The sequence below is a fragment of the Pseudomonadota bacterium genome (assembly GCA_016711215.1).
Taxonomy (GTDB): Bacteria; Myxococcota_A; Polyangia.
The window spans coordinates 265,632-277,975 of the sequence record JADJTL010000005.1 but is presented as its reverse complement, the minus strand read 5'-3'; the positions used below and the strand labels follow the sequence as shown (position 1 = coordinate 277,975).

Here is a 12,344-nt window from a genome sequence, read left to right as displayed (position 1 = left end):
CCTTACACCAGGTGGCGGATCTCGACGTCACCCCAGTGGCGTCGCAGGTACTCGGCAACAAGACGGCGGTGGCATTGGTCTGGCTTGTCCTCGCTGCAGAGCAGGCATCCATCGGATACGACCTCGCGCTTGACGGTCTCCTCCACCCTCCGCTGCTTCATCAGGTCAATGAACTGCTGCTCGTAGACCTGCCAGTCGCCCTTCCGCTTCTTGAACTCGTCCAGGATCTCCCGAGTCGGGGCGAGAGCAGGCAGCGCGACGTAGTCCATGCCGCATATTTCTTTGAGGAAGTATGCGAGGTCGTCCTTCTTCGCGAAGCCCGCAAGCTGTGACACATTGTTCAACCGGACGTCTACGACGCGTTTGGCTCCCGACTCGCGGAGCAATTCGAAGAAACGCTTCGCGCTCTTCTTCGTGAAGCCGATGGTGAAGATCCTCAAGACGCCCTCCCTTCTGCTTCGCCGGCCAGCTTCTCGTCCACGTAGGCGATGCGCTCCTCCTGGCGAGCCAATGCTTCCTCGATCAATTCGTCCTCGGAGCGAAACAGGTCCTCTCGCGGGATACCGACAACACGGAGCAGGCGGACCATCGCATCTCCATGCGACTCCACCTGCCCGCTGGCGAGGATGTGATCCACCTCAACACCGCGTGCGACGAGCGCTCGGGCTACCAGGATGGTCCGGTGGCACTCCAGCGGTTCCTTTTCCGCGCACATAATGGCAATCCTGTGCTCGCTGGCGCCGCGGATCAGGCGATCCAGGCCCTGCTGGAACAGCTCGGTCTTGGCCAGACGTGCATACTGGACGCGCCCATGCTCGTAACACGTCGGGTCGTCCGAGCGTGCCCCGAGCTCTCGTCCCAGGAACACGTACTTGATCCCGTTGGCCTTGAGGCCGCGTTGAAGCGCATCCTTGTTGAAGTGAGGAGAAAACCGGCTGTAGGGGGCGGAGCGCACGTCCGCCACCACCGAGATCTCGTGGCGTCGCAGCAGGACGACGAAGTCATCGAGTGTCTGGGTCGAGTGCCCGACAGTCCAGACGTGCGGCTTCGTCTCGGTCATGAGCCACCCCGCGAAGGGCGCTCGATGATCGCGGCGACAAGCTTGTAGCAACAGTCCTTGTACGGCTCACCCAGGCTGATCGTCAGAAAGCTCTCGCCTATCTGATGCTCTCCGTCGGGCTGGGCCAAGTACCGAACCTCGTATTGCGGATCGGTCACCCAGAGGGCGTAGCGAACGCCAGCGTGGCTAAATTTGGCTTGAACTCGCCGCTTCGAATTCCCGAAAGCTTCGCCGGGAGCAAAGACAACAAGTTGTAGAGTATCAACTCGGATGAGACGAAGTGAACTCCTGAGTGTCACTGCCTCCGACAGTGGGATCTCATCATTGATGCCGTTATATGTGCTGTGACCGTCAATCCACAGAGGACCAGTAGGTTCATCAAGCGGCTCGAGGTCCTTCCATTTGGCCCGACCGGTTTTCACCCAATAGTACTGCGCGTCGAGCAGCCAGTTCTCTTGTTGGAAGTCCTTTGGCCGCGGGCGAAGCAGCGGCACGTCGATGATGTCGCGGACCCGAGGATCGCTGCCGTCCTGGTACTGCCGCTCGTACTCCGAAACCTCCTCGTGCTCTCTGTCGCTCGCCGGACGCAGCCAACCCGCGGGTTGGCCATTGCTCAGCACACGCCCCGCGATGCAACGTCCGTTGATCTTCCGTGAGTTGGCGAGGCAGATGATGCGTTTGACTGTGCCCATTGGCTACTCCCCCTCGAACAGCGTCGCTTGCTGCCCTCGCGCTCCCTCTCGAGCCAGACGAGCGAGCTCCGGCCACCCGAGTACCAGCGCGTTGTAGGCCAGCGCCTCTTGCGAGCGCTTCTTCTTCTCGCAGACATCGAAGAGTCGGTACGCCAGGTCGCGGGCGATCTCGCCCCGCGACCCGAGCTTGCGCAGGAGCGCCGCGGTTGCTTCGTCGCCCGCCTTCTCGTGGAAGTAGATGCGCAGAAGGTGATGCGTCATCTCCCAAATGGTCAGGCGCTTGTCGGTCGTCGGATCCCATCCAATCGGAAGCTCCTCGGGGCGAAGTAGACGAACCTTCCCACCCTTCGAGTGGATGAACCCCGCCTGCTGGAGCCCCGTGACCGAGGTCACCTTTGCCTTGCTGAGCAGCTCCGCCATACCGAAGTCGCCCTCGCTGAAGCCCTGCTGCTCAAACCACGCAATGGCCCAACGCGTGTCGGCGTCGTACTCGTCCTCCTGCTCCGAGAGCACCTCAGTGAGGGTCTGGTTGATGAGCGAGAGCGCTGTCCGCACCGTCATGGCGTTCCCGCTGCTCTCGAGGATGCGCCCGTAGCGCGAGTAGATAGCCATGCCCGGTCCGATGGCGGCCTGCGCGAAGTCTACCGGCGCGATGTTGCCCTGCTGGAGGTGGCGCAGGGCGGACGGTAGCTCGCGCTTCAGCTCGGCGACGAACGAGCGTCGATCGGTCTGCGGGGCGTTCGCTGCGCGTGGCCGGCAGGCGAGCACGATGTACGAAGCAAGGGCATTTGTCCCCATAGACACCATTCGCCATTTCTGCGAGGCGCGAACCGGCCAAGTGCCCGTGATCTGGAAGCCGCTCGCGATGAGAGCATCGAGCAGCGTCTCCCATCCCGTGGTGAGGTCGACGCCGCCAATGCCCTCGCCCTCGCATTCGTCGTCGGACCCGGTTTTCTCGTCGTCCTGCTTGAAGGCATAATAGACAGTGAGCGGGAACCGCGGGTCCATCTTGTCGCGCAGAGCGGTGAAGGCCTTGCGGAACCCCGTCTCGAAGTGCTCCTTCGCTCTCTCTTTATTGCCCTCGAACCGCTCGGGCGAAGCGGTCAGTTCCGGCAGTTTTGGCACGAGCAACGTGCTCAAGAGGTTGGGGTAGAACTCACCGATGGTGCGCCGCAACCACACGTAGAAGAAGTCGGAAAGCGCGGCATATCCGATGTTGTCGTAGTAGGGAGGATCGGTGCTCACGAGCAGGTTGCGCAGACCGTCAGCGCCCCCGGCAGCGTCGATCTGGCGGCCCTGCCCGATCTTCCCAGAGTCTACGGTGATAACCTCGATGCAGTCGGCCACGTACTCGCTACATGTGCTCCATGCACCGACGGACTCACCGAGGATATTGGCTTCAGCGAAGTCCCAGACCATCGGTATGGCCTGCCGGCCGAAGAGGTTCATCACTTTCTGGTTGCTCGGGCTCCATCGGCACAGGCCATTGTTGAAGTCCGAAGAACGGTCCACCGCCAGCGCCAGGAAGGTGGTCACCGTGCTTGCGTAGGTATCGGCGTCACGATCAGGCAATCCGGCTGCAGCGGCATCGCGACGCAGGTCGACACGGATCGCCTTGACCAGATCGCTCAGCGCCACCATCGCCGTGAGCTGACGGGGAGCAAATACTGAAGTGTACGTCTTGAGCCCGACAAGCGGCGGCGAGAACCAGCGCGCGTTGTCTGGCATGTCCCCAGACTCAATGACAGGAGCGTCAACTTGCGCAACCGTAGTGTGGTCCGCGTTCGCTGGCAGGTAGATGCGGCCACGTCCCGCGCTTGCCACCACGGCCAACAGGACGAGTCCGAAGCGACCGCGCTGGCCTTCGTTGCGGACGTGGTCCTCTGATATCGGCGTCCCGGTGAGAAGACACTGGAAATTTGACCCGCGTCCCCGCTTCGTCCCCGCCCCGATCGCGGCGCGATCGTTCGGCGACCCGCGCCGCACTTCAAAGCGCCACGTGCCTGTGGCCTTGTCCACTACGGGCTCGAGCCACGCCTCCCCCCCCTTCTTGTTGGATAGCCAGTACGTGCTGATGAGCGGAACGTGCTTCCCACGCGCCGCAGGGTCTGGGCTTGCCGCAGTGCGCGCCCAGATCCAGGCGATTACGTTCGCCTCGCCGCCACCGTGCTCTTTTGGCAAACGTGCCTTCGGGTAGAGGTGACCGATCGAAGCTTGAGCTCGGTCGCGGATGAGCCGTCCGTAGTGCCGCACGTCGGCTGCGAGTCCATGCGTGCCGCGCCAGGACTGCGTGCCACCGATCCGCTTGCGGTCCTCGGGGTTGACGGGGGGGTGCCCGGCCCACCGCGGCGCGAGCTCCAGGTTGCACTTGTTGAGCAGCGCCGCCACAGGGTTGAGATCCCCGGCGTGGGCCTCGAATCCCAGCCGGTTGGCTTCGAGCGGGATGGAGCCGCCGCCGGCGAACGGGTCGAACACGGCGGGCAGCTTGCCGTCGCAGTGCTTGAGCATCTCGTCCCGTGCCTCAGCGTAGACCTCCGGGTGATCGTGCAGCTTCTTGCCCATCATCCGGCGGATAATTCCGAACAAGCGCTCGCGCTCGACGTTCTGCGCTGCCTCCGTCGGCCACTTCTCGGGATGCTCACTCGGGTCGTCCACCACGGAGGCGAAGAGAACGGCGCGCGCTGTGGGCAGCGGCAGCCGGGCCCACCAGTGATGGATGCCCTTGGGATGTGGCCCAATCCCCGGCATCTTGTCGTAGGCCGAGGCGTCGTTGATCTCGGGAAGCGGCAGTGCTACTTCGATGAGCTTTTTCCTATCGGTCATAGTTTAAACTTCCCCGTTCTCATCTCTTGCTCGAAGTAGCGGCTACTGATGATGCCCAATAGACTTCCGTCCCGCATGACACTCCCATAGAAACCGTCCGCGCCTCGGGTGTCACTCTGTCTGCCGAAGTCAACGGTGGGCAGGTCCATCATCGCTTCCGACGAGGGATTCCTGAGAGCAGCACAAATCGTGCGCAGGGTACGCACTTCGAGGCCCAAGGCGTAAACGCCGGTCACGCCGACATCCCGTAGAAACTCGAACCGATGCAGCAATGGTACATGCCACAGATCAAAAGGCCACCAGGAGAACTGTTCAAATCGGTGCCGATCAACACGCCAGCCTTGAATGCTCAAGGCGAAGTCAACACCGTTCAGCGTGGCAACAGGCAGTTCCACTTCGGCGGTGTCGATCTCTCGGCGGTCTGCCAACGCAAGACCGCTGTTTCGGAAGCCCATTCCGATCAACCACGCAGCGAAGTTCCCTCGTCTGATTTCATCAGGCCGGAACTCAACCGGTTCTATCTTGGGAGTTCCCTCGGCAGGCGGATCGACGTGCAGGATAAGCGATGGGTCGCGGCACGGATCGCTAGCCTCGCGCAGCAAGCTCCCGATGGCGATGCACTTGGCAGGAGATGGAGTGATCAACGGGGCCCACTTCGCGAGTTGATCCAGCCCGTGTTTTAGCGGGCCTTTCGCATTGGGGCGGTCGTTCCTAGGCGCTACGAAGCTTCCTTTCGCCTCCATCAAAGCCACGGTCTTGTCCGGCTTCTCAAAGACGAAATCCGGCTGAGGGTCGAATGACTGGCCAGTCAGACTCCCCGTGAACCGTGCCACCCGGACCATGTCTGCGTGGGTGATGTTCGCATTGCGGGCGGCACGCAGCCAGACGCTGGTGATCCTGTCCCAGTAGGCGTATCCCCACATCTTGGTCATGGTCAGGTAGGCAAGCGCCTCACTGATGCGGCCCGCGAGACTCTTCCCGCTGAAATCCTCTAGCCACAGGCCACTGCCATCAGCGCACCGCAGGTTGTCGGTATCCCAGACGAACCGGTCGTAGTGCTCGTGTGAGAAGACGAGCGCCAGTTCATCGGCTCGTTGCGAGGTGAATGTCCGAGTGAGTTCTGTCTTCTTGGCTGCGTGACACAGTTCCCACGCAGTAAACGCGAGAGGGTCCACACCAAACGCCCCGTAGGAGCAGTTGGCGGCTATTCGCTGCGCCTTAGGAAGAAGGATGCTCTTGTACTTGGTCTGTAACTTCGTCTTGTCGATCTCGACAAGCGGCAGCCTAGTCGTCCCGGTCGGCGGCGAGATGATCAATATACGGCCGGGCAGCACGAGATGCGTCATGAAGCCCTCCCGGCGAAGGCGGTTCGCCAATCCCGCAATGTCTCTAGATCCGTTTTCAGTTCATCTGGTGTGGGAGGGGCAACTGGAGCTTCGTTCGGTTGCGAGTGTTCATACCGGGAATACTTGATCATCATGTCATCGAAGAGCTTGCAGTCCTCTGCCGTGATGCGCGCCAGCTTGTCCAACTTGCCTTGGTATTGACGGCCCGACGGAAACGTTGGACAACATCCGCCAACAGTTCGCACTCGATCATGCGCTTGAGCAGAATCCGGAAATCGCTGCAGATAGCTTTCGCAAGCGGCACATAAGCCGTCTGGCCTTCTTCGTCATGCGCCTTCCGTGCTTTCGCCAGATTTTCGTTCAGAAGCGCATTGAGTGCCTTGTCCGGCTTCTTCGCAAACAGCGGCGTGTCGCCCGGTTCTCCAGTGCCCCAGGGTTCGCTTCTGACGCAGGTAATCTTGGGCTCGCGTCCCTCGCGCTTGCCGTACTCCTGAAGCAGAACCAGTAAAGACACGCGATGCGTGAATACAATCACCTGTCGTTCCGAAGCCAGGCGCACCAGCCGTTGCACCACAGCCTCCTCAAATCCTGATCCAGGGAGGAGATCGGATCGTCGAACACAAACGGAGCGGGCTGCTGCTTGCCCGTCACATCCGCAAGGAATGCAGCCAGAGACACCACCCGGTGCTCGCCTTCGCTCAGCACATCACGCAGCGCGCCGGATCGGGCCTTCGCCAAACGCAGCTCGTGAAGAACCCGGCCATGGTCTACCCGTTTCTTGACCAATTCCACCTTGATCCGTGAGGCGCCAAGCTCCGTCAGCTCATCGCGGAAGCGTTGCACGAAGGCGTCCGTAATCAGGGCCTCCGCGATCTCACCCTTCTTGCGCGAGAGGCCCCGCGTGTCCGTCAGGCGTTTCGCCTTTTCCAAGAGGTCAACGGCTTTCAGCCTTTCTATCTCTGCCTCAACGGCCGCGCTCTGCTCGGAGAGCCATTTCCTTGCCTTCAGCTCGCGCAGTTGACTCTGAAGCTGCGGCCGAGTATCGGACGCCGCGTCTTCCTGACACTTCTTGGCCCCATCAACGTACTCGGATGCCTGTCTTTTCGCCTCCCGCAACCATGACGTACAATCCGGAGCGGCAGGCAACGCATCGAGCGATTCGCCATCCAGCAACTTCGCTTTGCGTTGCCGAAGAGCGTCCACGGACACGACTACCGGGGCAGATCTCCTTCGTATGCCAGTCCTGCGGCATCGCATTGCGTCTTGATTGTCTGGTCGGTCGGTACGTCCCCAATAGCGGTCATCGCATCTTCGAGGGTCTTCTCCGCATGATTCGCGTCCTTCTCCGCTTGCCCTTTGACGAATTCCTCGAAGGAGGCGAGGCGCTGGCGAGCATCATCTGACAAGGGCTGGTGACAAAGAACGCATCTGGCCTCGGGTGCAAGATGCGGGAATGCTTGGGCATGGTAGGCGTGGGCTTCAGAGTAACGACGCGCATACTCCCACAGTAGTTTCCATGCGTCAGTTCCGATGCCCTCCAGAGGAGCGCCGGAGAATACCTTGGTGGCCGCGGCTTGTGCGGCTTCACGCTTGATGAGTTTTTCCTTCTTGAGCTTAATGATGCGGCGGCAGTTCTCATCGGAGAGTTGCGGAAGAAGATCCTCGAATCCCCGGATCAGACTCTCCGCATGACCCTTCTTCGCGAGTAGTTCTTTGGCCCTGTCGGCAGGGGCCTTTTCCGCTAATCGCTTCTCTAAGTCATCGACAGATGTGTCGTCCGCGGTGTCCCACCGTGTGCGTGTGGAAATCTCCCCGGGTGGAGTTGTCGCGCTCAGTGCCGTGTACCATTCGCCCGCCGCTGTGTCGGCGCAGCCCGCAGGCATCTGGGGCTTTTGCGATGCGCACCTTCCCAACTTGCCGTCAATCCGCCTCGCAACCTGCTCGCAAACAGCGATCAGGTCGGAGAAAAACAAAAGTGCCGGCGGTTCATATGTTACCTCGCTTTCGCTTTCCAAATACATGCGGCCACAATCGGCATCGAAGATATCCACGGGACGGAGGTCGGACTGAACTCCGTCGCTGGTACTCCAGGACACCTGGCGTTCTTGATTGTCGGCGCTGTACTTGATGTCTGCCGACTGCGTAGCGCCGGCGTTCTCAAAGACGTTCGGATGGAGCGTGCCGGGACTGCGCGCGCCACAGACGTGCTTCAGGATGCGGACATAGCCGGATTTGCCGGAGCCGTTACCACCGTAGACGACGGCCATGTCGTCTAGTCCGAAGTCCAGGGGGCTACGGGGCGCAAGCGCGTTGATGCCTCTGACATTGCCGATAGTGCGTAAGCGCAATGCGGATGCACTTTGGGCATGAAAAGCGTTCGCTGGGAAGGACGCAGCAGTTGTCGTGTCTCTTGAATCGTCCTCCCGAAGACATCTGTCGAGGAGGGCGGATAGGTCTTCATCCGCGAGACGACCTTTCGTCAAGAGAAGACGGGCTGCTTCCTGCATCCACTTCGGTCGCTCTTGGAACCAAGCACCGAGACCAGCGGTTGTCTGATTCTCTGTCATCTCGGCGGCTCTCCTTGTCGATCAACTCTGACAAGCTGTAGTTCACGCTCGTCACGCCGAAGTCGGGCTCACGCTGGAAGGGGCGGCGAACGTACTGCACGCGATGCGTGTCGTCTTCGAGGAACTCGACGATGGCCAGGATGAAGTCGTCGGGTTTGTTGAGGGAATAGAGGATCTCGTTTTTCGTGACAGTGACCGTCGCGGCACTCGAGACCCGGCCCTTGACTTCAATGAATCGGAGTTTGCCCGTGCCCGGCTCTCGGCTCTCGATGTCGTAGCCGAGCTTCTCGGTTTCGCGGTCGGTGGGCTCGAACCCGAGCCGTCCCTCCACCTCCATGACGATCGCGCGTGCCCGGGCTGCCGATGCTTGCGTGTCGATGGCTGATGTTGTGCTTACCACCGCCCGCCCGTCGATCTTCGCGAGCAAGCCCATGGGAACCACGACTAACCCGCCGAGGATCACCGGCGGCAGCGCCGAGATCTGCCCCTCGAGGTCGAGCTGCTCCATGCGCTTCTGGAGACGTCCTTGCAGCTCGTCGGCCCGGCGTCGCGCCTCCTGCGAGTTCAGGCGGGCGTTTGGCTTGCCCGCCTGCTCCTGGAGCTTGAGCTCCTCGGCGCGGTGGTCCCAGTACCCGATCTCCTTGGTCAGCCGATCCTTGACAGCTGCACGCGTCTTCTGGATCCACGTCAGGCGGGGGCCACGCACCTCTTGGAGGTGCTCCGGGACCACATTGGCGATTGCGTGTCCCTGCGCCTTCTGCTCGAGGTCGCGGGCGATCCAGGCGCACTCGGAACGATCCAGAATGACCTGTACGGACGGGTCTTCCTGCTGAAGCGGCCGGTAGTCGAGGTACGGCGCGTAGTGCAGGTGGCGCGCAGTGCCTGACGCGTCGAGCTCCACGTAGAGCATCCGCTTCGAGATGGTGCGGCGCTCACCACTGCGCGTGATGCTTGCGTCTTGGATGGCGTGCTCAAGGTAGAAGAGGACGCGGGGAACATCACCGGGATCGCGCTCGTCCACGAGCGCCGTGCCGCGACGAAGCAGGTCGCGGTGGCGTTCGAGCGTGAGGTCGAGCGTCGCATCGAGCAGCGGATGGCCAGGGCAGACGAAGGCCGCGAGCGGCAGGCCCTGTGGTAAAGCCCTCAAGGAAGAACGTCTCGATATAGTGGGGCTGCAGGCGTCGGGCTTCTGCCCGCTCCATGTCCTCGCGCACCCGCTGCACGCGACTTGCGTCCATCGCGTCCTGAGCCAGCGCCCGCTCTTCGAGAAGATCCTGGAGCTGCGTGCGATCGACGGCATGGGCGACGGCCTGCGTCAGGCGCGCACGTACTTCGGGGCGCTCCCCGTATCGGATGGCCTCGATAAGGAGCTGACGCAGCGGCCCCTTCGAACTGGAGCTTGCCGAGGACGTCGAATACCTGACCGCCCAGCGCCTTGCGCGCCTCCTCGAGCTTCTCGAGGAGTGTGCGATAGACGTCACCCTCGCGCGTCTCATCCGCCACGAGATTCCACAGATGGCAGACCTCGGTCTGTCCGATCCTGTGAATGCGCCCGAACCGCTGTTCGATACGGTTCGGATTCCACGGCAGATCGTAGTTGACCATCAGGTGGGCCCGCTGAAGGTTGATGCCCTCCCCGGCGGCGTCGGTGGCGACAAGAACCTGCACTTCTGGATCGTGTTTGAAAGACTCCTGCGCCTTCATGCGTTCCTGGCGACCCATGCCGCCATGAATGATGACGACGGCATCCGTTCGCCCCAGAAGCGTAGTAATCCTGTTCTCAAGGTAGCTGAGCGTGTCTCGGTGCTCCGTGAAGATCACGAGCTTCTGCCTCGGAGACGGCGTTGGCCTGGGGATCTCCTTGCCATATGGGGTGATCGGCTCGGCGACCCGATTCGCGATGGCCGTGGGCGTGAAGATCTCCGCGAGCAGGTTCGCAAGCTCACGCCACTTGCGGTCCTCTCCATCTCGGCGGACTGACGCCGCCAATGACTCCAGGCGCGCAAGTGTTGCGATCTCTGCTTTGAGCTCGTCGATGGTGCGCGCGGCGGTAGCCTGATCGAGTACCTGCTCCTCCGTGGCTTCGACCTCGTTGTCGGGCGCGTCCTCGAGATCCTCGACGTCCTCGTCGTCGAGAACGGGTATTGCACTCGCGAGAGCTGTCGCAACAGCACCGCGCTGGAGAAGCTCCAACTCGCGCAGCCGCTTCTCCAGGCGCTCGCGTCGTCGGTGCAGCGACTGGTAGATGGCCTCGGGCGACGAGGCCAGCCGCCGCTGCAGGATGGTCAGGGCGAAGCCTACCGTGCCGGCGCGCTTGTCGTTCTGGAGCGCCTCGGCACGGTTGAACTCGTCGCGCACGTAGTCGGTGACTTCCTTGTACAGCCGCGCCTCGGGGTCCGACAGCTTGTACGGCACCGTGTAGGCGATGCGCTCCGGGAAAAGCGGCGTGCTGTCGAACTTGAGCAGCCGTTCCTTCACCATGCGGCGCATGATGTCGGAGACGTCGGCCACGTGGACGCCGTCGCGAAATCGCCCCTCGAAGCGGTCACCATCGAGCAGGGCCATGAACAGCTGGAAGTCCTCTTCCTTGCCGTTGTGCGGCGTCGCCGTCATCAGCAGGAAGTGGCGCGTGATGGTCGAGAGCAGCTGTCCGAGCTGATAGCGCTTCGTGTACTTGATCTCGCCGCCGAAGAACGTGGCCGAGAGCTTGTGCGCTTCGTCGCAGACGACGAGGTCCCAGCGGCAATCCGGCGCTTGGAGCTTCTGCTGCACGTCCTCGTTGCGCGAGAGCTTGTCGAGTCGTGCGATCACGAGATTGTTCTCGAGGAACCAGTTGCCGGTGCGGGCCGCCTCCAGCTTGTCGTTGGTCAGGATGTCGAAGGGGAGATGGAAGCGGCGATAAAGCTCGTCTTGCCACTGCTCCGCGAGACTTCCCGGGCAAACGACGAGACAGCGCGTGAGGTCGCCACGCGCGATCAGCTCCTTGATGAGCAGTCCCGCCATGATCGTCTTTCCCGCGCCCGGGTCATCGGCGAGGAGAAACCGCAGCGGTTGGCGTGGCAACATCGCCTCGTAGACCGCCGTTATCTGATGGGGCAGCGGATCGACGAGCGATGTATGTACGGCGAGAACGGGGTCGAAGAGGTGCGCGAGACGGATTCTGTGTGCCTCGGACACGAGCCGGAAGAGCGCACCGTCTCCGTCGAAGCTCCAAGGCCTTCCTTGCTCTACGATCTCCAGACGCTGCTCGTCGTGGCGGTAGAGGAGCTGGTTGAACACACGACCGCCGGGGTCCTTGTAGGTGAGTTCGAGGGCCTCCGACCCGAACCACTGAACGCTGGCGACCGTCACCAGGCAGTCCGGCAGGATGCCGCGCAGGACGGTCTTGGGCTGGAGTTCTTCAAGCTTGATCATACTACCCGACCTCCGCGTCGCGTCGTGCGCGGGGCCTCGTTCTTCGACGGTGGCTGACCACTCTTGGCCACGGGCTCTCCCTTCGGCTGCTGCTCGAGCCAGAGGTCAAGGTCCGTCCGCCGTATCCGCCACTGCCCCCGGACCTTGAACGTCGGCAGCTCTCCTCGCTGGGCCATCGAGTAGACCGTCTTCTCGGCCAGCTTGAGAATCGTGGCGACCTCTTTGACCGTTAGGACCTCGTCGTTCGTCACGTACGCTCTCCAGGCCGGGCCGAAACCACTCCTTAGGCCCAGGCAAAGGAATCCAACGAAAGGCATTCTATTCCTCGGAAAGGAATCAGACAACCAGCAATTTCGGTGACCTCGGAGATGGTGCTGCGCACCGACGTCGTGACCGCCTCGCGCAATCGCGACGCCGGGTTCGCGATGGGTTCGCGGAACGG

Annotated in this window: 7 protein-coding genes and 2 pseudogenes; all 9 read right to left on the bottom strand. The window is 61.9% G+C overall.

All coding sequences use genetic code 11. From position 1 onward, the window contains the following. Positions 1-2: 2 nt before the first annotated feature. Positions 3-440, bottom strand: coding sequence for a DUF488 domain-containing protein (locus tag IPL40_14240; GenBank protein ID MBK8482302.1), 438 nt, complete (start codon positions 438-440; stop codon positions 3-5). Continuing rightward, a complete protein-coding gene (locus IPL40_14235) occupies positions 437-1,060 on the bottom strand; it encodes a DUF488 family protein (GenBank protein ID MBK8482301.1) in 624 nt (207 codons plus the stop codon). Before IPL40_14235 ends, IPL40_14240 begins: the two co-directional genes overlap by 4 nt. Next, complete coding sequence (locus tag IPL40_14230; GenBank protein MBK8482300.1) at positions 1,057-1,752, bottom strand: hypothetical protein; 696 nt, start codon at positions 1,750-1,752, stop codon at positions 1,057-1,059. Before IPL40_14230 ends, IPL40_14235 begins: the two co-directional genes overlap by 4 nt. Before the next feature lie 3 nt (positions 1,753-1,755). After that, positions 1,756-4,575: a DUF1156 domain-containing protein gene (locus IPL40_14225; GenBank protein ID MBK8482299.1), complete on the bottom strand. Its 2,820-nt coding sequence runs from the start codon at positions 4,573-4,575 to the stop codon at positions 1,756-1,758. Then, positions 4,572-5,921 carry a hypothetical protein gene (locus tag IPL40_14220; GenBank protein ID MBK8482298.1) on the bottom strand — a complete coding sequence of 450 codons (1,350 nt, stop codon included), beginning with the start codon at positions 5,919-5,921 and terminating at the stop codon, positions 4,572-4,574. Before IPL40_14220 ends, IPL40_14225 begins: the two co-directional genes overlap by 4 nt. Then, positions 5,918-6,626: pseudogene (locus IPL40_14215) on the bottom strand (hypothetical protein). The gene IPL40_14220 and the pseudogene IPL40_14215 overlap by 4 nt, the downstream one beginning before the upstream one ends. Before the next feature lie 506 nt (positions 6,627-7,132). Then, positions 7,133-8,188, bottom strand: a complete 1,056-nt coding sequence (locus IPL40_14210; protein ID MBK8482297.1) for a hypothetical protein — start codon at positions 8,186-8,188, stop codon at positions 7,133-7,135. Between the two features lie 190 nt (positions 8,189-8,378). Further along, positions 8,379-11,902, bottom strand: a pseudogene (locus IPL40_14205) (DUF3883 domain-containing protein). Then, positions 11,899-12,219 carry a helix-turn-helix domain-containing protein gene (locus tag IPL40_14200; GenBank protein ID MBK8482296.1) on the bottom strand — a complete coding sequence of 107 codons (321 nt, stop codon included), beginning with the start codon at positions 12,217-12,219 and terminating at the stop codon, positions 11,899-11,901. Before IPL40_14200 ends, IPL40_14205 begins: the two are co-directional and overlap by 4 nt. Positions 12,220-12,344 lie beyond the last annotated feature (125 nt).

Coding starts and splice junctions, on each gene's coding strand:
- IPL40_14220 (MBK8482298.1), bottom strand. CDS start 5,921: ATGACGCATCTCGTGCTGCCCGGCCGTATATTGATCATCTCGCCGCCG.
- IPL40_14200 (MBK8482296.1), bottom strand. CDS start 12,219: ATGCCTTTCGTTGGATTCCTTTGCCTGGGCCTAAGGAGTGGTTTCGGC.
- IPL40_14235 (MBK8482301.1), bottom strand. CDS start 1,060: ATGACCGAGACGAAGCCGCACGTCTGGACTGTCGGGCACTCGACCCAG.
- IPL40_14210 (MBK8482297.1), bottom strand. CDS start 8,188: ATGGCCGTCGTCTACGGTGGTAACGGCTCCGGCAAATCCGGCTATGTC.
- IPL40_14230 (MBK8482300.1), bottom strand. CDS start 1,752: ATGGGCACAGTCAAACGCATCATCTGCCTCGCCAACTCACGGAAGATC.
- IPL40_14225 (MBK8482299.1), bottom strand. CDS start 4,575: ATGACCGATAGGAAAAAGCTCATCGAAGTAGCACTGCCGCTTCCCGAG.